General features: G+C 28.5%; 16 protein-coding genes and 1 CRISPR repeat array (1 of these 17 only partly in view). Of the genes, 4 read left to right on the top strand and 12 right to left on the bottom strand.

Annotated features, from left to right (window positions below):
• A CRISPR array of direct repeats spans positions 1–411; the repeat unit is 46 nt; unit sequence GTTGTGAATTGCTTTCAGATTTGTATTTTTACTTAGCATTCGCAGT; it reaches 2,819 nt to the left of the window's first position.
• A 109-nt stretch (positions 412–520) separates the two neighbouring features.
• From cas2 to ACFQ5N_RS00995, 8 genes are all read right to left on the bottom strand, one after another.
• On the bottom strand, positions 521–862 hold the full coding sequence (cas2, locus tag ACFQ5N_RS01030) for a CRISPR-associated endonuclease Cas2 (RefSeq protein WP_386806988.1): 342 nt from the start codon (positions 860–862) through the stop codon (positions 521–523).
• A gap of 36 nt (positions 863–898) precedes the next feature.
• Positions 899–1,795 carry a type II CRISPR-associated endonuclease Cas1 gene (gene cas1, locus ACFQ5N_RS01025; RefSeq protein WP_386806987.1) on the bottom strand — a complete coding sequence of 299 codons (897 nt, stop codon included), beginning with the start codon at positions 1,793–1,795 and terminating at the stop codon, positions 899–901.
• 9 nt (positions 1,796–1,804) lie between these two features.
• On the bottom strand, positions 1,805–6,010 hold the full coding sequence (gene cas9 / locus ACFQ5N_RS01020; RefSeq protein WP_386806985.1) for a type II CRISPR RNA-guided endonuclease Cas9: 4,206 nt from the start codon (positions 6,008–6,010) through the stop codon (positions 1,805–1,807).
• Positions 6,011–6,776: 766 nt separating this feature from the next.
• On the bottom strand, positions 6,777–6,878 hold the full coding sequence (locus tag ACFQ5N_RS01015) for a MerR family DNA-binding transcriptional regulator (protein WP_386806984.1): 102 nt from the start codon (positions 6,876–6,878) through the stop codon (positions 6,777–6,779).
• A 495-nt stretch (positions 6,879–7,373) separates the two neighbouring features.
• Complete coding sequence (locus ACFQ5N_RS01010) at positions 7,374–10,475, bottom strand: DEAD/DEAH box helicase family protein (RefSeq protein WP_386806983.1); 3,102 nt, start codon at positions 10,473–10,475, stop codon at positions 7,374–7,376.
• A gap of 3 nt (positions 10,476–10,478) precedes the next feature.
• The gene (locus ACFQ5N_RS01005; protein ID WP_386806982.1) at positions 10,479–10,757 is read right to left on the bottom strand and encodes a helix-turn-helix domain-containing protein; all 279 of its coding nucleotides are present in this window, start codon (positions 10,755–10,757) and stop codon (positions 10,479–10,481) included.
• Positions 10,758–10,860: 103 nt separating this feature from the next.
• Positions 10,861–11,676: a hypothetical protein gene (locus ACFQ5N_RS01000; RefSeq protein WP_386806980.1), complete on the bottom strand. Its 816-nt coding sequence runs from the start codon at positions 11,674–11,676 to the stop codon at positions 10,861–10,863.
• 43 nt (positions 11,677–11,719) lie between these two features.
• Positions 11,720–12,991: a tyrosine-type recombinase/integrase gene (locus ACFQ5N_RS00995; RefSeq protein WP_386806979.1), complete on the bottom strand. Its 1,272-nt coding sequence runs from the start codon at positions 12,989–12,991 to the stop codon at positions 11,720–11,722.
• A 682-nt stretch (positions 12,992–13,673) separates the two neighbouring features.
• On the opposite strand from ACFQ5N_RS00995, the gene ACFQ5N_RS00990 reads away from it, so the two are divergent.
• The 4 genes from ACFQ5N_RS00990 (at position 13,674) to ACFQ5N_RS00975 (ending at position 16,079) form a co-directional block, all read left to right on the top strand.
• Positions 13,674–14,195 carry a hypothetical protein gene (locus ACFQ5N_RS00990; RefSeq protein WP_386806977.1) on the top strand — a complete coding sequence of 174 codons (522 nt, stop codon included), beginning with the start codon at positions 13,674–13,676 and terminating at the stop codon, positions 14,193–14,195.
• 128 nt (positions 14,196–14,323) lie between these two features.
• Complete coding sequence (locus tag ACFQ5N_RS00985; RefSeq protein WP_386806976.1) at positions 14,324–14,860, top strand: HD domain-containing protein; 537 nt, start codon at positions 14,324–14,326, stop codon at positions 14,858–14,860.
• A gap of 165 nt (positions 14,861–15,025) precedes the next feature.
• Complete coding sequence (locus ACFQ5N_RS00980) at positions 15,026–15,544, top strand: hypothetical protein (RefSeq protein ID WP_386806975.1); 519 nt, start codon at positions 15,026–15,028, stop codon at positions 15,542–15,544.
• A gap of 94 nt (positions 15,545–15,638) precedes the next feature.
• Complete coding sequence (locus tag ACFQ5N_RS00975) at positions 15,639–16,079, top strand: hypothetical protein (protein WP_386806974.1); 441 nt, start codon at positions 15,639–15,641, stop codon at positions 16,077–16,079.
• A 404-nt stretch (positions 16,080–16,483) separates the two neighbouring features.
• Here ACFQ5N_RS00975 and ACFQ5N_RS00970 read toward each other — a convergent pair whose 3' ends face one another.
• From ACFQ5N_RS00970 to manA, 4 genes are all read right to left on the bottom strand, one after another.
• Positions 16,484–18,826, bottom strand: a complete 2,343-nt coding sequence (locus tag ACFQ5N_RS00970) for an arylsulfatase (protein ID WP_386806972.1) — start codon at positions 18,824–18,826, stop codon at positions 16,484–16,486.
• A 214-nt stretch (positions 18,827–19,040) separates the two neighbouring features.
• On the bottom strand, positions 19,041–19,931 hold the full coding sequence (locus tag ACFQ5N_RS00965; RefSeq protein WP_386806971.1) for a hypothetical protein: 891 nt from the start codon (positions 19,929–19,931) through the stop codon (positions 19,041–19,043).
• Positions 19,932–20,204: 273 nt separating this feature from the next.
• Complete coding sequence (locus ACFQ5N_RS00960) at positions 20,205–20,579, bottom strand: hypothetical protein (protein ID WP_386806969.1); 375 nt, start codon at positions 20,577–20,579, stop codon at positions 20,205–20,207.
• 232 nt (positions 20,580–20,811) lie between these two features.
• A complete protein-coding gene (manA, locus tag ACFQ5N_RS00955) occupies positions 20,812–22,014 on the bottom strand; it encodes a mannose-6-phosphate isomerase, class I (protein ID WP_386806968.1) in 1,203 nt (400 codons plus the stop codon).
• Positions 22,015–22,703: the final 689 nt, after the last annotated feature.

Below are 22,703 nucleotides of genomic sequence, written 5' to 3'. Positions count from 1 at the left end.
TCAGATTTGTATTTTTACTTAGCATTCGCAGTAGATAATTACTTAGAATGGACAATAAACTAGTTGTGAATTGCTTTCAGATTTGTATTTTTACTTAGCATTCGCAGTCTCTTCTATATTAATAGAATTGGAAAACGGTTGTGAATTGCTTTCAGATTTGTATTTTTACTTAGCATTCGCAGTAAGATATTAGAAAGTATGTTGAAAATCAATGTTGTGAATTGCTTTCAGATTTGTATTTTTACTTAGCATTCGCAGTATCATACCGTGCGCAATGAGTTTGACCAATGTTGTGAATTGCTTTCAGATTTGTATTTTTACTTAGCATTCGCAGTGGGTCAGGAAACAAAAACGAAGTAAGCTTAGTTGTGAATTGCTTTCAGATTTGTATTTTTACTTAGCATTCGCAGTATAGTTAACTATAACAATTTAACATACTGCGAGTTAAGTAGATTGTTAGAAATTAAAATATACTCCTACTTTTACATTAACTTCTTATTTATTTGTACGTTTTTAAATTCTAAAATAATTCTAACTGCTGGGTTGGTTGTTCAATTTCCGAAACTTTTTGAGCCAGGAACAACTCCATCATTCCAAATTGCTTGTCTGTAATTTGTAATATACCAACCTTTCCTAATTTGGGTAAATTTCTTTTCACTCTTTTTGTATGTACGTCTGCATTTTCTCTGCTAGGGCAATGTCGCATATATATTGAAAATTGAAACATTGTAAAACCATCATCAAGCAATTGCTTTCGAAACCTTGATGCAGCGCTACGTTCCTTTTTTGTTTCAGTAGGTAAATCAAAAAACACTAAAACCCACATAATTCTATATTGATTGTATCTAGAGAAATGTCCCATAATAATTAATTAAACATAGAATACCCATTGTGCAACCTATGTATATAAAGGATATAATATTTTTCTACTTTCGCCTAAAAAACATTTATATAAACTAGTGGTAGTTCTACTCATAGCAATTGTTAGTGGACTATTTTTACCATCTATAAATACGTCTATAGTTGGCAACCTTAACAATTCCATTTTTAAGGTTGTACTTAATTCTGTGATATCTTCTTTACTTTGTACTATATCATTAACCAATACATCTACAAATACCCTATAAGGCTCCATAATGTCATCGGCCAAACAATAGGCATTGTATTTGTTTTTATGAAAAATACCTACACTAGGCAACATTCCTGAACTTATTAGCGCACGTGCTGTAATTGCTCTTAAAATTGCATAGCCATAGTTTAATAAATTATTAGGTGCATTGCCATGTTGGCTACGTGTAAAATTATCTAATTCAAAAAAATGTTTCCAATAATATACGGCTGCTCTACTCTCATGATTTTCGGTATCTCCACTTTTAACTTCATTTGCCCATTTAAATAATTTACGAGCAGGAATATCTAGCGCTTCTAAAACATAGCCCTGATTGGTAATTTTAGCAGCGATAGTTTGTTGCCATAAACTCTTTTTTAAAGGTAAACTCGCGTTTAATTGGTGTTTTATGCGTTCGGTTTGCTCACTATGGCCCACCAATGGTTGCAACAAACCTATAGGCAAATGATACGCATCGCAATTTATAATAGCAGCTTTGTTTTGTATTAATTTTGCCAATACCCCATTGGTTATGGTAATTTGTTGATTTTCCAAAACCAACATCCCAATATCTTCAATAGGAATAGTCTTTGATTCTTTTGCTGAATCAGGAAAACTAACAACCAATTGATTGTTTTTGGTACTTAAATAAGTGGGATTGGTAAAAAACAGGGTTCTTTTTATCATTTTTACTCATTAATATTCACCAACTTGTACTATTTGACCTAAATGATTGGTTCTGACTTTAATTATTCCTTCTAAACCTGATAATCCAGTTCGAACCCAAGCTATATCAATAGTTTCTTTATTATTTTCAACTGTAGTTTCTAAGTGATGTCTAAAAAAGTAATCTTTTGTTGTAAATTTTTGAACTCTAAACAACTGTTTACTAATTAATTTTGCATTTTTTTTATCCAATAAATCAATTTCATTTAGATTAAAACCTTCTGAAGGAAATACAAACATTTCATTTTGTTTCATGGTGAATAAAAATTCCCATCCAAGAGCCTCGTTAAAATGTTTGTCTATTATTGGTAAGTTTTCGTTAACTCTAGTCACAGCTTCATAAAACGAAACTACTTTTTCTTGTAATTTCCCTTTCTCATCTTTATAAATAGAGACATGATGATTATTACCAGTACTTACAAAATCAACGGCTTGTTTGCTACCTTTTTCATCTAGTAAAGGTTGCCCAAAGTGATCTTTTTTAATATGTAACGCTTCTGCATTTTTAACACCACTTATAGTAACTCTTTTTATGGCAATAGTTTTGTTTTTATTCAGCCATATTGGATTCTTATTTAAATTGGAAAATGCTTCTTTCGGTTTATTATTATACTCTATTAAACGATTTTCTAATATTTTACGAACTCCAACATCAATTACCTTTTGCAAACTCTTAATATCCTTAAAATTATCAGGATTTATTTCTTTTCTAATCGTGTAATTACTTTCAAAGGATTTGGTTTTAACAATTTCTGGGATTTTTTCAGTTTTTGCACTATTTATATAAATAGGATTTTTAACCAATGAATTTTTACCCGCAAAGGCTTTTTTAGGGTCGTTATTAAATTCTTCTAAACGTTCTAACAAGGCTTTTCTATACAATGGTTTTGTAACCTGTTTAATTTTTGCCCTATCAAACTTAGCAGATACTTTTTCAATTTTTACGATAGGTTCGTTCAATTTCCCGTAGATAGTTTCTTTATGCAGCTGACCTCTAGGTGTTAATTGTACTTTAGTAATAACTCCCTTATTCACTTTAATTTTATTGCTATTTTTAGTAACAACCTTATTTTTGGCTTTAAAAGAAATTAATACTTGTTCTAAATGATCTTTTGCAACAGTTCTAAAATTAGGTATTGGAGGTATAAATAATCTCTTTTTCCTGCCATTTTTAGACTCATAAATTTTTGTTACTTTATCTTTAATACCTTTTAAATTACTTTTATTGTGCTCTATTTCACTATCTTTTAATCCGTATAATGTATTTAAATTATTTAAATATTGTACGTGGTTATAACTGGTAAAAGCTACTGTTAATGCATCCATAGCATGATGTCTATGATCATTCCTTTTTGTCCAATCTTTAATTTGCTCTATAAATTTACCCTCTTTACGCTCTTGCATCTCTGTAAGACCTAGTGCTTTGTATTTAGGTAGGTTTAATTCTTTCATTACATTTATTAAGCCCCAATCATCACGTAACTTATCAGTAATACTTCCTGTAGTAGTATTTACAGTTCTAAATACTTCTTCTAATAATTGTTTCGATTTTTTTGAGATATATTGACTATTACGTAAATCTCTTTCAATAAACCCATCTGGAAGTTCAGCCCTAGACATTTGCAACTTTTTATATTTTCCTTTTGAAATTTTATCAGCTTTCAATAAACTAGTTACTCTCTCTTTATAAGCTTCTAGGTCTGCAGGATATTTACTCCTAATAAAATCAATGGCAGTACTATCTCCTTTTGCTAAATTCACTTTTCTATAAGCTAGTGTTTTATTTGAAAAAGAATCATCAAACAAAATTGCTTTTGGGATAATATGTTCTATATCAATATCTTTTGAAAACAATTTTTCTTTAGGAATATATGTATTCGTAAAAAGAGTTTTATACCCATTTTCACTTAACTCTTCATATAATTTGTATCTAATAAGATCATTACGTGTAGGATTTTTTATACCAAAATCGCTTTGTAATAATTTCCTGATAGCATCGTGCTTACTTTTTGCTGAATTAATATATTTAGTTGCTTCAGCACGTTCTTTTGCTGATTTTTTCAGTTCTCGAGCTAACTCAATTCTAATTTCATCAGGTTTGCCATAAGTATCAATTACTTGATTAATTACATTAACCATTTGGTTTAAAATTTTCTCAACAACAGGATTTCTTAAACTATTTTTAGGAATTAATTCTAATTTATCTTTTAGAGGCCGGGTTGCTAATTCCTCAGATGTTAAAGAATTGGAGTGATTGTATTTCGCATAACCACAAGCTACAGAAAATTCATTCCCCTCTTTTAAAAAAGGAAGAATTTTTTTTATGGCTCTGCTACTTAAACTTCCATAATCTTGTTGTAAAGATATGTTAGCTAATAGACTAGCGTAGTTAGGTTGAAACCCATATTTTAAATATAATTTCTTTTTAATTGAAACATTAGAATTACCGTAAACAATTTTATCTTCTTCATTTACTTTATTGTCATCTTCTGCTGAATACAATAAATGCCATAATTGATAAGAACTTTGTTGATCAAAATCATTACCATTTATAGCTGCATCAAAATTTAAAATACTTGAATCAATTCCAATCTCTGGAAATATTACTTTTAACTCTTCTTTTATTTCTTTAGCAGATTTCTTATTCCAATCAAAACCATAACCTTCATTTTCTACAATCGCTTGGTAAATATTATAAAGAGCTTTATTCGTAGTATTTCCTTCAATTTTCTCAAAATTACATTTCCATTCAGAAATTTTACCTAAATTAAAATCTACACTAAGTAAATTTAAGATATCTTTTGACTTTAAATCTCCTCTTAAATCAAGTTCATCAAACAAACGTTGTCTTATTTCATCATCAACCTCTTTTATTTTAATTATAGTTTTAGAATTTGAGTTTTTAAATTCTAAATTATTAAGGTTTTGCCATATTTTAAATTCTTGAAATAATAAAGAAGATTTAGGTATAACTCTTGGTCCAACTTCTTTTATTTTTTTGATATTATCAACTAAAACTTCTACTTTCCTTTTCTCAAATTGACAAATACTTATCAATCCTTTTTGGGATTTTAATTTACGTTGATAAAATATAATTACATCCCTTATTTTTTCTTTTAATTCAAGAGTTAGTTTAGGGTGGAACTTTGCCTGAGTTTCCCAAATTTGTTCAAATTCATCTAAATAATCTTGACGATAAAAGACTTGATTTTTTAATGAGGTATGTGGGTTGGTTTTAATTTGATTGTATAAATTCTCACCAATAGTTTCTTTGTTAAAGTACAACTCTTTACTTCTATCACTTATTGCACCTAAATACCCACTTGATTTATTTAAATCGTTATTTATATCTTGAAGAACGATAATTAAATGTTCTAATTGTAATTGCTCTGAAAGCCCTTGAACTCTCCATTTATATTGTTCTAAACGTTTTTCTTTAGCACTTCCTGTTCTTTTAAGCCCAACAAGATTAAATGGTACTTCACAAATTTTCCAAGTTGCACCTTTATTTTTTTCTTTAACTTCTTTATATAGGGAGTCAATTAATATTTCAGGATAAAATTGTTTTTGAAAGTTCCAAATAATATCAAATTCAGTTTGTAAGTCTGATCGATAAAAATCAGGGATATATTTTTTTTCGGATTTTAATAGGTTTAATACATATTGTCCTGGTGTATAATTATTATCATACAACTCTTTAGCTACAGCCATTCCATCAATTATACTTCCTTCATCTTCATTCTTTGCTTTTCGACTGCTTTTGTAACCTCTTTTTTTATTTATCGATAATAAGACCTTACTTAATTGATCTAGTTCTATCTTTTCTGAAGCTGATTTAGACCTAAGAGCTAACGTTTCAAAGGTTGAGTTTTCACCAACTTCTGTTAATGGAGTGTCATCTGATATGAAATTATTTCTTAAAAGAATTTCAATAAGATTTTGCCTTCTAAGTTTAAAGCGTTGTAAATTTCTTCGTGCACCCCTCTTTAAAGTTCTATCTGCATTTACAGATAAAGGTCTTCCTTTTTCAAAGTCAGTTTGTTCATCGGTAGTAAGTGGATTTACCCTAACACCTAATTTAATGATTTCTGATTGTTCTCTTTCGTTTTCAGCTTCTTTTACTAAGGCCCAACCAATAGAAGTCGTCCCTAGATCTAAACCTAGTATTGTTTTCATATGTAATGCAATTTTTTTTCAATTATTATAAAATTAAAAAAAACTTTATTTCTATAAGCTGATCTTTATCATCTTCTTTTCTACTGAAAAAATTGTATATTTGATTTACAAATCAGAAAGCAATTCACAATAAGGATTATTCCGTTGTGAAAACATTTAAAGCGGCACTTATTAATTTGAGTGTCGTTTTCTTATTTAGCTACTATTTTTTTTAATTTTAAACTTACCTTATAAGAAGGTAAATATTCTTTTATTTGTTTTTTATTTAATTTAAAATGATAAACCCAGTTCTTTTTCTATTTGTGTTCTAATATTGATTATTTCAGTATTATAAAATTTTAGTTTTGATAATTCTTAATATTTTTATTAATCACAAACAATTTTAAAAGAGAGTAAAATATATGATGTGTTTTATGATAATTGTTATTTTTTATTTGAATTGTGTTTGATTGTTTCTTCCTTTAAAATAGTTATAAAAAAAGGTGTTTTATATTTAGTATTCCGTATATTTGATATAGACATTATCGCTAGGTAATGCTCTAAACATAGCAATTTTACCCACCTCTCTTTTTTATAATCATAGCAATTTTTATATGGGGTGGGTTTTTTATGTTTTATTATAAAGGTTTCTCAAATTAACTGATTTTATTGTGGATTTTATTACGGGAAGTCGTAGTAGATGATTACTCAACTAAAATTCTGTTTTTAATAATTTTTGGAATAAGAAATTCTAATCAATGCTTTTTCTAATTCATTACTCTTATATCTATTTTTTTCCTATTCTGTAAGGCTGTATAACACCTAGCTTATCCCAATTATGCAACGTAACAATAGATACTTTTAATATTTTAGATACTTCTTTTCTCATTTAATATTCTACTAGTTTTTCTTTCTTTATTTCAAGAAGTAATTCCTGTATAACATGTTTTAATTCAATAATGAGCTCGTTTTTAAATTCATCTGGTGTGATGTTGTGTAACAGGATTGTTGGTTGTATTTTCATAATTTAGGTTTTTCTAAGTTCTTGGTTTTATTTACGTATGTAGCTATATGCTAATTTTGACGAAATAGAGACACTTTTTCCGCCCTGCGTAGACAAGAAAAATACAAAAACACATCCATAACGTAACATGCTACAAAACAAGATTTTACCTTCTTTTAATCATTCAAAAAATAAAATAAGAATAAATCTATTTTAACTCATTACCAAGTTCATTATTTCAAACATAAAACACTAACAATCAATATGTTAATTTTTTATTTTATAAGCTAACTTTAAGCGGAAACCTATCTATATTACCTCCGCTTTTTATGGTCAATTGTTAGTTTTTTTACTCCTTATAAAGAAAAAAACATTTGACCGTTATTTGAGCGTTTTGGTTGACTTAATTTTATATATTTTTGTCTTCTTATTAAAGGTATATCCCGCATATTTCTTAATAATCTCGAGTAATATATAGTTTTTATAACTTGAAATATCTTGAAACTTTTGTTTTTTTAAGCTTTTATATAAATCATTTTTAGTGAATTGTTTTTTACGTTTGATATCATCTATAAATCCTATTATTTTAGCCCTATTAACTTTATCGTTCGCTGTTTTTGGATTTTCAATAACTGCAATGGTTTCTATAAGTTTTAATTTCTTATTAATTAATTGCCCGTTACGGATTTGAGACTTGTTATGATCCAATAGTATTTCATTTGGATCCTCACCCAACTCAATCAATCTAAAATATTTCAACAGTAATCTCTCAAAAGTTTTTTTATTTTCTTCTACAAAATCGGCAACAATATATACTCTCGGCTCCCCATTATACTCTATGGAAGACTTTAATTTTTTATTACTAGTAATATTATAAACGGTATGCTCAACAGCCTCTAGATGGTTCTTCCAAACCTCATACATTTTAGTTTTCCTTTCTTTTACAGATGATTTCATTAAAGTTGTATCTATTGTATCCAATAGATAAGACTCATCGACTTCAATATTTAAATTAAAGTTTTTTTCTAGGTAAGTATTAAACTCCCAATGATTAAAAGCTTCGAAATACCTATTTGAAGTTTGATAGGACAAATAATAAGTGTTGACATCTCCATTGTCATAATAAAATTTTTGATCATTGGCGATATCATTATATGAACTGAAATTTTCTTCGTTAAAAATATAATCGGATCTATCTAAAACTTCATATGTGCCGCTATAGTCTGATTCAAGATTGCGATAGTATGCGTTTTGCTCCTTTTTTTTCTTAAAATAATGATAGTTTTTTCTCTCTGGATTGATATTTCTAAATCGCGCAAAAAATTGCTTTACCGCTTCTGGATTTTGGTTATAACTATCTTCGATGAAAACAACATCAAAAAATCCTTCTTGATCTATGCTTAAACCTTCATCAATTAATGAAGTAGTTAAAACAATTTTAATATCATCTTTAAAAGCCTCTTTCTCAATCAAGTATTTATAATCAGAGCTTTTTTTAATCTTATCGACAGAATGAAGAATTAAAATTTCATTTTCTTTATATTTTTCAGATTTGACTAAATCTTTTTTAATATCTATTAAAACTCCAATATTATTCAATCGAAAAATAGATTTCCCCTTCACTTCATTAAGATGTTGTTTAATGATTTTAAAACCTCTTCGATTATCAACTCTTTGAATCACATCAACTTTCTGCTGATCTGTTATAAATACATTTATTAATTTATAGCCTAATGCCTTAAATAAATTATTTGGAGTTCCCGTAAGACCAATAATCTTTGAATTACAATTATTCAGAGCTTGAGTTAAATTTGAATTAACCTCTCTTTTATAATTATTTGTAGTTATTAAATTATGAACTTCATCAATAACAATATACTCAAAGAGATTGCCATTTATAAGGTGTTTTGCCCCTTGTTCATAGGTAGCCATTACCACCGATTTCATTTTAGCCTCTGTATGATCACGTGGGGCACTTTCTCCTGTTAGACCAACTAAACTTTTATTTTTTTGTTTGGATTGATTTACAATTACAGTTAATGGAACTAAAATTAAAAGCCTCATAAATGGCCTTAAAACTGGAAATTCTCTTAAAAAGGCTGTTGTTTTACCAGTTCCTGTTTCAGCTCTCAGACAGACCCTTTTATTTTGATCAGCATAGTCTAAAACAGCCTGCAATTGTTCGCTCACGTATTCATTAATTTCAAGGGACTTGTCATATTCTATAGACAAGTTTTTTACTCCTAAATATTGCTGAAAATATTTGATATGTGAAATTTCAGAACACGTTGAATTGATAAACTTATGTTTTAATTGAATATCAGCATATTTCAAAGGGTAGCACGCTTCAAAAATAACTTGAGGTGTTACTGAAGTTGCATTTTTAATTATTGTTTTAGCTACATCAAATTCATCTTTGTTTGGTTTTTTTATATCAGTTCCTTTTTCCTTTAAAGCAGCATTAAACTCATTAGAATCATTATGATATTCAGTGTATTTCGTTAAGCTATATGGATTAAACACACTCTTATTTGAAAAGCTTGTGCTATGGTTAAAAAAAATATTTTGATCCAAATCAACAAGCCCTGTGCTTGAACTTGTAGTAGAAGGATGCTTATATCTATTATTCCCTAGATCCTTGAAACCAGCATTTAATAAGGTATCAGTTATATTATTCTCATTATTAAATTGATCTTCTAAACTACCTGTGACTGATTGATAATATTGATGTTTAAAATGAGGAACACCAGTTGAAGAAACCATTTCTTCTTCTTCTATCTCAATATCAATTTGTTTAGGGTTTTCGTTTATAACTGACGGATCTTCCTGATTTGTCAAATACCTTATTTGTCTAAATTTACTTTGAGCAGAATCAAATTTTACAGAAATTCCTGTTTCATCTTTTATATATTTACTTACAGCTATAGTTATGACATTTCCTGCTTTTAGATGAAGTCCTGTATTATCCTTGGTTACATTGGCTAAGTGACGTACATAAAATATACCTGCCATTCCATAACCGCTTTTAGAGCGCCAACACAAAACACTGATCTCTTTTAGAACTTCAAATACTTTGGAATTTGTAAACGCATCATATAAGTGTTGATTTTCATTCTTTTTAACATCTATATCAAAGAAAAGAAAAGGTGCAGGAAATTCGCAAAACACCCCCCTTGTACCACCATTATAGATTCCCTTTAATAATGCTGGATCATTATCTTTTTTTAGGTTCTTCGTGAGGTTATTTAATCTCTTTTCAACCTGCCTCAATGTATAATGCGCCACAATACCTTTATTCTGTTTTGGTTTATTCTCAGAATAATAGACTTCTATTTCTGTGAAATATTCTTTATCTAAACTCAATGGAGTTTCTATATCATTTAATTGTACTTCAATACTTATGTTTATTTTTGGAATAATTGGATTCACATCTTCACCAATAACTATTTGAGAAGAGTTATCAGTATTTATAACACCCTCCATAAATTAAAACTTTGATTTAATTAAGGTGTCTAGTAATTCATTTTTCTTGTAGTATTTACGACTTGCAATTCCGTAGCTTGTAATTTTCCCCTTTTTAGTCCAATTCCAAAGAGTACTAGAATTAATTTTAAGAAATTTACAGGCCTCTTCTCTTGTAAGTAATTGGTCAACTGGATCAACGACCGATCGTTTAAGATCCATCGCTTCATTTACTGAATCTGCAATTAGCTTTTTCAACTCTTCTTTCGATAAGACTTCTAAAATAATTTGCTTCTCATTCATCTATTATAGTTTAATATTATGAATGCAAATTTTAGAATATTACGCTGCTTTTTTAGGTCATTTATTTCCCATCAGGGGCAGAAAATTCCCCCTAAACTCTACGTTATTCATTAAATATAATATTGAAGTTATTTAATCGATTAGCATTTTCAGATTTAGTTAAAGAATAAAGCTTGCCCTTTTCAGCTTTGTAATCTTCATATTGTTTTTTATTTATTAGATCTAACTTCTTATAAATTATTTCCATAAACTCATTATCTGTATGCTTATAGATTAGTTTTTCGTGTTCTAATCTCTTTTTCAAATATGAATAATCTATATAATAGTCAATTATATATTTCTTTACATACTCAACAAATCCATTATAAATTTCTCCATTTAAAAAAATTTGAGGATAAGGGTTAAGAATTTCTTTTTTTTCAGCTTCTTCATCTAACAAATCACTTTGAATTTCAATCTTTTCAATTCCTTTTTTATTATCGCGATTGTCAAGTTCTTCAAAAATTAAAAACTCATTGAAATCTTTTTGCATCAACCAACAAACACTTACTAATTCACTGCAATTATAACTAAATTCTTGATACCCCCCTATCGCAGAAAGATTTTTAAAAGTTCCTTTTTCAAATTTATGTGTTATTTCATCTATCAACTTCCAATATTGTTCTATTCTTTTTAAGTTTTTTAAAATGTAATTACCCTTTATCTTTGTATAAAAAAACAATTCTGTAAAAGCTCCAAAAAAATCAAATCTATCATAGCTCAAAATTTTTCTTTCTGAAAAATCTTGAAGTTTAGAAAATGCATCACTAATCCTAAAAACAATATAAGTATAATCTAAATCCCCACTGCAAGGATTATCTGTGAAAGGCTTGAGTTGTTTATATTCATTCGAAGTTTTGTAATATTTACTCTCTTTCAAATTCTTGATTTTATATTTATAAAAATACAAAAATTATTTACTTTTAAAAGTATTTTGTTAATGCCATTGCTAAATCTTTATTGCTTTTCCCAATGTAATTCAAAAACATTGTTTCTGTACTATGCCCAGTCACATTTATTAACAACGTAGTAGGGATATCACCATAAAAATTAGTCGCAAATGAACGCCTCCCAATATGACTTGTTACTAAGTCACATTTAGGATATACACCTTCAACATTTCGTATTTTAGATATTTTTGGATCATTTGATATATTTAGTTGCTTCTTTCCTTCAATTTGCTCATTTATTTCTGCAACTTCACAAACTTTTTTAATAAACTCATTATATCTTTGATCTGAAATTGGCCTAGGAAAATCTCCATTTCTTTTACTTAACAACTCCAAAACTTTGTTATGTAAAGGAATTGTCATTTTTTTATTTGTCTTTTTTTGAACAAACTCTATTAACGACTTTTCATTTCCTTCATTATCTTTTTCAAGACGTATCATTTCTTTATTAAAACGCATAAAATCTGAAACTCTTTGACCTGTATAGCAACTAATGATTAACCAATCTCTTGCATTGATTAAATAATCTTTTTCAAGATCGGCATTTTCAATTTTTTCAAGTTCTTCAAAAGATAAATATATTTTAACAGTTTTTTCTTTTTCTAACTTTAAAGCGTCTAGTTCAGGATGAACCTCTACCCCTTTACTTCTAGCATATTTACAAAAGGTTTTGATTATATTTAATTCTCGTTGAGCCGTGTTTTGTGAATAACTCTCTAATTTGTAATATTTAACGAAATCACTTTTAAAGTCTTGGTTAATATCATTGATAAAAAGGGTTTTATTCAAGGATAATTGTAACCTCTCCATTTTATGCTTAATAACATTAAATTTAACTTTAGATGCAGTGGTGACTTCATCTTTCCGTTGTTCAATATAATAATCAATGAAGCCAACTAAATCAATAGGAACATTCTTAGATTCCTGGATTGGGTTGTAATATTGATCCAATTGAGTACCAAGCCATTCTTTGCTAATAGTTTCAGGATTCATTACTTTTTTAAATGCAGCAAGAATATGTTTTTTAATATTATTTATTTCTGCATTTACTTCAACAATTCTATTTGATATCTCTATATCCTTTGAACGCTTTAAATTATGCTGCTTCATCCAATAATACTTAGATACTATTAATTTTGTCCTTACTCCAAAATTATAATCCACCTGATTAAACCTAAATAATAATCTTAAATTTAAAGGAGCTTCGGACTTGCTTGAGCGGTATAAAAAATTTATTGAGGCCATATCGTTTTAATTAACAATACAAATGTAGCTCATTTAATATTATTTGTACGATTTTTGTACGGTAAAAAAAATACCACAACAAACTAATACAAACTCATACAAATATCAAACACACCTAAAACAACTGTAAACATTGAGTGTTAAGACATATTTTCAATAAAAATAAGTAATGATAGGATCCGTAATTTTGCATCATATGCGTTCCCTCTTTCTCCGCTAAGAGAATCACAATTCTCAACAAAAGCCCATAAATGTAATGTTTATGGGCTTTTTCGTTTTACTACTTTAACAATAAATACCATCTAAACACAAATAAAAAGGGGCTAATTCGGTGTCAGTTTCAAATAATCCAAACTGACACCGAATTTCACTAAAACCCTAATTTTATTAACATTACAAACTTATAATTTATTTATTTTTCGCATATTTAATATATGAAAAATTCATTCTCACTCCATTTTACATCATTAAATAAAAGTCGTTTCCAAAACAAACATCACAACAAAATACAAACATTTGTAAGGGCAATAAGGTGTTACAGCACTTTATTTCAAAAGTTCATTAATATAAAAATGATATTTTTATATTTGAGTAGCATTACTAAAACCCACATTTACCCTAAAATAGTTTTGGTTAAACTGATATAAAACAATTATATAACGAATTAGCCATAATTTGAGACATGACTACAGAATTTAAAACTGAAATAGTAAAAACAAAGGAATTCAATAAAATCTTTATGATCGTGTTTGGTATTCTATATTTGATTTCAACTTTTTACGTTTTCCTATATGACAAAGAGAATCAAAACATTTATCTAAAATATTTAGCACTTTCTATTTATATATCAGGAATTTATTTTCTATTCGGACAGTCTTTTATCAAACCAAAAAAAATAGGCTACTTAAAAATTACCACTGACAGAATTGAATTCAATAAGAATGGTGTAAATAAAATTATTACTCTGAATGAACTTGAAAGTATTTATCTGAAATATATGGATTATGGAAGCTGGACATCTCACTCAATATTCGGAAACAAAAACTACTTAAAAATTACTGAAAAGTCAGGCAATAATTATTATTTTGAAATACTTTTAAGAAATAAAAATTCAAAAAACGATTTGAAAAAGATTTTAAATAGTTCAGAATATAATGAAAAATTTGATTTTATTAAAATAGGAACCTCTCGAACTGAATTCTAAAAAAGATATGGCTAACAAAGCAAATAATTTATACTAGCCCATTGTAACCAATTGAAGATTACACAATCCCATAAACAAATTAGTTTTAAATCCTATTAAAGATTAATCACTAAAAATCTCTAATAATTATGATACAAGACAAATACCAAAAAGCTATTGAGTTTGCAGGAGAGAAACACAAAAACCAAAAAATGCCAGGAACAAACTCCAATTATTTGCTTCATATATCCAATGTAGCGATGGAAGTATTGATTGCTTATAACGAGAAACAAGATTTTGATATTTATTTAGCAATACAATTAGCAATATTACACGATACGATTGAAGATACTGACACTGAACTTGATGAACTAAAAAAGAAGTTTGGAGAAAAAGTAGCAATTGGCGTATCGGCTCTAACTAAAAATGAGAACTTACCTTCAAAATTAGAGCAAATGAAAGATAGCCTAAAAAGAATCAATAAGTTAACTAAAGAAGTTGCAATTGTAAAACTTGCTGATAGAATAACTAATTTACAGGAACCTCCATATTACTGGACAAATGAGAAAAAAACAAGTTACTGTAAAGAAGCTGAAATTATAAATCAGACCTTAGAAAATAAAAACAACTATTTAAATCAGAGATTGCAAACTAAGATTATAGACTACCGTAAATATTTAAAGTAAACAATAGCAACTAGCTACAACAATGCTTATAAGTAATTGCTCGTTCTCGCCCACTTACTATAATCCTTGCGTACTTTCTATCTGAGTTTTATTTACTAACTTTAGTGTTTAACCACACCAACAAAGCAAACCCAAAACAGTTGATCACACCTAAAATAAAAAACTATGGACCTATTAAAACTAGCAATCGAATGGGCTAAAGCCGAAGTATTCTCAACTCGTTTCTTTATTCTCTTCGCCATTGGATTTTTAATCGCAAGTGCTGGATTTTGGCAATTAGGAAAAACAGATTTAGCAAAGGCATATATTATTCCAACGTTAGTAGCAGGCATATTATTATTAATAATTGGCAGCGGCACTAACTACACTAATATTCAAAGAGTTAAACAATTTGAAAAAGATTTTAACACCAATAAAACTGCCTTTTATCAGTCTGAAATTAAACGTTCTGAAAGTACACGAAAGCAATTTAAAGTTGTATTTAAAGTAGTTCCAATAGCACTTATAGTAGCAGCATTATTAATCCTATTAATTAATACACCAACTTGGAGAGCAATTTGCGTTACAACCATTTCAATGTTAATTATCATTTTAATAATTGACGGAAACGCACAATCAAGAATTGAAAACTACCACAAAGAATTAAAATTATTGAACCAAAAAAATGAGTTTAAATTAAATTAAGAATTCAAAAATCTGCAAACAACACAATGACTTAAACGTAAGAACCCACAAGCAACTTGATGAAAAATTGCAAAAACATTTAAACCTTAAGATTATGATACAATTTAATGGATATTATATTGAAGAACCAATAGAAATATATGATCGTAGATTAAAAGGAAATAAATCATCATATTCATTTAATTCTTTCTTATTTTTAAAGGGAGGAGAAGTGAGAATTGCTGCAAAACACGATTTTTTAATGTATTTATCAGACTTTAAAGAGATAGATTTTAATGGTGATTTGGTTTTAAAGAAAAGATTTAACATAACTCAAAATAAAATTATTATAGAAAAAATGTTTTCCTTCGAAGACGAAATAACGATTGAAATCATTGACTCAGATAAATTATATCTCAAGAATACTCATAAGCATTTGTATTTCGTTTCTTGGGACAAAGTTAAAAAATTAGAATCAACCAAATTTGAAAATAGTATTATTAATAATTTATTTGGTCCTTTTCAGCATAAGAAATTTAGTATTTATTATGAATAGATTTTGTTTATGAATTTAATAAAAAATAAAGTTAATTGATATACTGTATAGTTCAATCAAAATGGCACGGATTTAATAATATTAGAAGACTCCAATAACATATTTTTTTAGTAACGATTGAAACAATTAAAAATTCAGATCACTTACAAGTTTGAGAATTTATATAGTTAAAACTATAATGAAGCAAAACACCTATTTCAAGAGTTTAATTCTCCGCTAAGAGAATCACAATTCTTACCAAAAGTCCATAAATGTAATCTTTATGGGCTTTTTAGTTTTATCAATTACTTTACCACAAATGATATCATACTAAAAATAATACTTTTCAATTAGAATAATTCAATTAAATAGCAAAAAAAAGACTGTTAGTAATAACAGTCTTTTTTTAATAAATTTTGCTAAATTTATTTAAGTTCTATTTTCACTTGTTCTATATGACCTGTATACGCAAAAGGTGGCTTATAATGATGTGTAACTGGAGAACCAGTATCCATTCCAACACCAAAAGTGTCTACACCAAATCTTCCCGCAACAGTTTTAGGAATTTCCTTTTCAGCAACCAATTCATCATTTAAATAAATTTTACCAATTGCTGCTTTTCCTGGTTCTTTTCCGCCTTGATATTCAAAATCAAATCTAATTACTGATTTTTCACCTGTAACTGATTTTTTACTAACAATATCTGTCAACTCTGTGTCAAACCAATTGTACGTAAATGTTGGTTTTCCATCCTTCACATAAAAAGATAAACCTGCTGAACCTCCTCCAGAAGCCAATAATACACCATTTGCATTTTTCCCTGTTACAGTAGCTTCAATAGTAAAAGATCTATTCTTTAAATTTGGCGCGGCTGTTTCTGGTATTCTAACTGCACCTTCATGAAAAACAAAACTAGTTCTATCTCCTACAGGTGAAGGTTTTGGAGAAATCAATCTTTCTGCACCTCTATCGTCTAGTGGATACACATGATTTCTTTCAGCTTCTGAATCAAAAAGAGCTAACATTTCTTTTAATTTTTCAGGATTTTCTTTACTTAAGTCATTCGCTTCAGTAAAATCTTCTTTTAAATTATACAATTCCCAAACTTCATTATCATAACCAGGCGCAATATCTTGACGCCAAGGTAAAGTATGTTGATGCGTAGCAATCCAACCATCATGATAAATTGCACGATTACTTAACACTTCAAAATATTGTGTATGTCTTATTTCAGCAGCATTTTCATTTGTAAAAGTTGACATAAACGATTTACCTTCAACTGGTTTTTGTTTAATTCCCTTCACATACGTTGGCATTTCAATACCTGCCGCATCTAAAACTGTAGGTAAAACATCTACCACATGTAAAAACTGGTCTCTTATTCCATGTTTCTCTTTAATTACCTTTGGCCAAGTTATCACCATAGGATTTCTAGATCCTCCAAAGTGAGAAGCAACTTGTTTTACCCATTGGAAAGGAGTGTTACCTGCCCAAGCCCAACCAACAGGGTAATGTGGTTCTGTTGAAGGATCACCAATTTCATCAATTTTCTCAAGGTTCTCTTCTAATGATGAAGAAATTCCACTTAAACCTTTCACTTCATTTATTGTTCCTTCTAATCCACCTTCTGAGCTTGCTCCATTATCACCAACAATATAAATAATCATTGTATTATCAGCATCTGGTAAATCATTAATTGCATCAGTTAACCTACCAACTTCATAATCTGTAAACGCCATATACCCGGCAAAATTTTCAATCAATCTAGAGTATAATTTCTTTTCACCTTCAGATCTACTATCCCAAGATGGTATTTCTTCATGACGTGGAGGTAATATTGAATTTTCAGGAATAATTCCTTGAGCCTTTTGTCTTTCAAAAACAATTTCTCTTTCTTTATCCCATCCGTGGTCAAATTTCCCTTTAAATTTATCTCTCCACTCTTTAGTAACGTGATGAGGAGCGTGAACAGCACCAGGCGCAAAATACATAAAAACAGGTTTATCTGGAGCAATAGATTTTTGTTGTTGCATCCAAGAGATAGCTTTATCTGTCATATCGGTCATAAAGTGATATCCTTCTTCTGGAGATTTATTTGGTTCAACCGGAACCGTGTTTTCATAAATTGCTGGATAATATTGATGTGCTTCACCGGCATTAAATCCATAAAAATAATCAAAACCTAAACCTGTTGGCCATCTGTCATACGGGCCTGCAATAGATGTTTCCCAATCTGGAGTATTGTGGTTTTTTCCAAACCAAGCTGTTGGATACCCATTACCTTTTAAAACTTCACCAATAGTTGCAGTACTTTTAGGTATTAAACAATTGTAACTTGGATACCCTGTAGCCCACTCTACCAAGAAACCTGAACCTGCTTCGTGGTGATTTCTACCAGTTAACAGAGAGGCTCTAGTTGGCGCACAAACAGCTGTTGTATGAAAACGATTGTACAACAATCCATTGTCAGCTAATTTATCTAAATTAGGTGTTGGAATAGATCCTCCAAAGGTACTTGTTTGCCCAAAACCTACATCATCTAGCAAAATTATAATTACATTAGGAGCGCCTTCTGGTGGTGATGGAGGGTTTTGCCAATACTCTTCAGAAGTAGCATACGTTTTACCTATTTTACCTTTAAACTCTGAGAGCTCTTTTGGCAATGAATTTTCTTTTGTTGGTTGATCTTTTTCAACTTGAGTACAACTACTCATAAATGAAAAAACTACCACCAATGAAAATAGTGTTGAAAATAATTTTGTCTTCATTTGAATTTATTTTAATAATTAATCAATAAATTTATACATCATAAAATACAAAAAGCGGACAAAAAAGGACATAATACTCTTAATAATTATGTGACATTTTAAATTATAAAGTATTATTGAATTTACAAGAAATAAACAATTAGTATATTGTTTTAAGTTTAAAAAGAAAAACAACGTAAATATTGCTTCAACTAAAACGAACTTTTACAACAACTTAAAATTTCAACAAATATAATTCTAAGGAATCACTTCTATTCAAACTCAATTTTTTACGTATCCTATATTTTTTCTTTTTCACCCCTTCCATAGAAATATTTAGTAATGAAGCGATATCTACAATTGATATTTGAACTTTTACAAATGAACAAAATTGCAATTCACTTTTTGTTAATTCAGGATGTTTTGTTTTTAAACTATCAAAAAAGTTTGCATACACTTTATCAAATTTCGACTGAAACATTTCCCAATTATATGTTGAAACTTGTTGAGAATCAATAATGGTTTTCAACTTTAAAATTTCATCTCTACAATTACTAATATCCTTCTTAGCTAATATGATATCAACTTGTCGACTTAACTTATTACTTACAATATTATTACGTAAAATTTTAGCGGTGTATGATTGTAATTCTTTTTTATTTTCCTGGTCAATTTTTAGAAGTCTTTCTTTTTCACATTCTACTAATTTTAGTTTCTTTTTAGTTTCAGACTCTTCGGAAACATCAATGCTTATCCCTATAAAAATTTGACGACTTCCAAAATTAAATAAATAACCTTCAAAGCAATATGGTATTGTCTTTCCTGATTTAGTTAATAAATTTTCAAAAATTTTAGCACTTCCTCTTTCGAATATTTCTGTAATAGCTTTAGCCGCACTTGTTTTACCTTGATCATCAAAAAAATCTAATGCATTTTTATGATACAATTCTTCTGTACTGTATTCTGTATAAATCTCTTGGTTTTTATTCCATTTAATAAGTTTATACTCATTACCTATTAACTCATACATCCAGAATAAATATGGTAAATTATTAACAAGTGCACTATTAAAAAGGTTGTTGAATTGTTGCTGATTAAAACCTTCTATATTTCTTTGGTTATTCATAAATATATATGGGGAATTTAAGTTTAAATTTAAAATAATTACACCTAAATACCTAAACTAAACTTAAATTTCTAATTAAAATAACATTAGTCTACCAAATAGAATTTTGATAAATTATAGCACCCTAAGCTTAACCTACAATTGCTTCACCTCCATCAAAACTGCTTCTTCTTAATATTTATTTTCTAATAAAATAGATTTCTTTTTAACAATAAAGACTTGTCTTCTATAGTTATAGAAAACAAGTCTTTATACAATAATTAAAATCTAACTTTAAAGGATAAATTTAAATAATTTAGTTTTTCTCTTTAAAGGTTTAAGTTCCTTTTTAACAGATTTCTTAAAACTTTTAAAAGAATCTTCACCTAAAATATTTTTTAAATCTTTACTCCCTTTATCTCTAAGGTTTTTTAATTCTAAAATCTTTTTATCATTTGACTTATCACTGTCAGTAATGCTAAAAACATCATCAGCAAAACCTTTGTTAAAGTTTTTTAATTCAGAAGATTTTTCTTTAGATAATCCAAGCTCATCAACATTATTTAATGCTTTTAATAATTCACCTTTTGAAACACCTTCTTGAGCCATAGCAATATTCCCCAAACAAACACTAAAAATTAGTGCTAAAATAAATGTATATTTTTTCAAAATAAGTAAGTATTTAAATTATCAAGTAAAAATATTATATGTAAATTTCTTAAAAGAGGACAAAAAAGGACTTTTATATATTATTTAAAAATTTTATCAAATATCAAAAAATCATCAAAATAGAATAAAATTCGAATACATCAAGTTTTGTTACTTAAATTTGAAATATGAAAAAGCAGTAAAACCCTAGTGATTTTACATTTTCTCAAATTCAGAATTCAATTATAAAAAATTATGGCGCAGTAGCTTTATACACAATTGCTGAACTTGTAGTTGTAATATAATAGTTACTTTCAGCTTCTAAGAATGCTGCTTGCCCTTTATTTAGAATTAATGTAGTATCTCCTTCAACAATTATAATTTCACCATCAATAACAATTAAAATTTGGGCTGTTTTAGCTATTGAGTTGTATTTTTCTTTTGAAGAAATAGCAATTTGACTCAATTCAAAATCAGGTGCCGGATTTTTATAAATACGCTCTATTCCATCATTCTGCAATTCTCCCATCATTATATTTGGGTTTGTTTCTTCAAAAACAATATGCTTTAACAATTCAGGCACATCTATGTGCTTTGGAGTTAAACCACCTCGTAAAACATTGTCTGAATTTGCCATTAATTCAATATTTTGACCTTCTAAATACGCATGAGGAACACCAGCATCCTGAAAAACAGCTGCACCTTTATGAACATTTACAATATTAAAAAAATATATAGAAAAAATTCCTTTATCTAAATTTGAATTCTCACTTGAAGTAGTAACAGCCTTTGCAGCCCAATAATCAGCACTTGACTTATCAAGCTTGCCAGCTTTATATAACGGTAATAAACGAGCTACCAAAGAGCGTAATGTATTATTACTTTCTTCTACAGTTTGCTCCATTACAAGTTTATAAAGACCAAAATATCCATCCTGTTCAAACACAGGTAAAAAATGCTTAAATTCAGGAATATTCTTTAAAACATCAATTAATTTATTTTTAGGTAAAAAACCGTGTAACAACCAAAATTCACTCAATGCAACCATAATTTCAGGTTTATGATTGTTATCCTTATAATTTCTATAAGGTGCCGTTAGAGGAATTCCGTTTTCGTTTTCAAATTTAAATCCTTTTTCAGCCTCGCTTTTAGTTGGATGCACTTGTATAGACAACATATCATTTACATCTAACACTTTAAACAAGAAAGGTAAATTCCCAAATTTGGCATTAATTTCGTCTCCTAAAACCTTTGCTGAATCTTTTTCTAAAAAGGAATTCAAAGGTAAATCTCCTTCGGAAGTTTTTAAAATTGAAGGAGCACTAACGTGGGCACCTAACCAATACTCAGCACAAGGAACATTGCTCTTTCCAAATCCTAACAATTCAGAAATATATGATTTTCCTCCCCAAACATAATTTTGAATTTTGCCTTCTAATATTCCAATTTTTGACATGCACTTTGTATTTATTATCCTTTAAAAATCAAATTTAAGTTTTATTATATATTTTTTAAAGTTTCTGAACATTCATTTTTAAAATTTTATGATTCATTTATTAAATTCGGAAAATAATAAGACACCTAGCTTTATTAGGACTAATAATTGACAATTGATAACTTAAATTAACTGACACCGAATTACCCCTATTTAATTGGATTTCTATGGTGTTTTATACTATTTCGTAGAAAAGAAAAACCCCACAAACGTAGTGTTTGTAGGGTTTTGTTGTTTTTTGATTTCTTTTTATGTTGTTTTCGCAGAGAGGAAGGAACTAGAACCATTCACGGAACCCCAATGTTTTTAACACCTTCAGCCCTTCCCTATTTAAGTGACACCGAATCTGCCCCTTTTTATTTAGTTTGATATGTATTCATTTATGATATCCACCTCAATACCAGAGTATTCTGAAAATTCATTCACAGTAATAAACTGATGTTTCTCTTTTCCAAAATGTAATTTGATTTTATTTAGTACGCTTGATTCACCCCAAAATAGATACCGCTATTTCCATTTTCTCCAAAACCAGCGCCAAAATGTAACAAAGTATCTTAATCTTTTGTATGCTTATATCGAATACCTCCACCAACACTTGGCTTTATATCTTAAGACAAATAAAAGATTTTCACATTAAGAAATAGCAATAA

The sequence above is a fragment of the Lutibacter holmesii genome (genome assembly GCF_042679665.1).
Lineage (GTDB): Bacteria > Bacteroidota > Bacteroidia > Flavobacteriales > Flavobacteriaceae > Lutibacter > Lutibacter holmesii.
The sequence above is the reverse complement of the archived record's forward strand: the minus strand, read 5'-3'. Positions and strand labels throughout refer to the sequence as shown.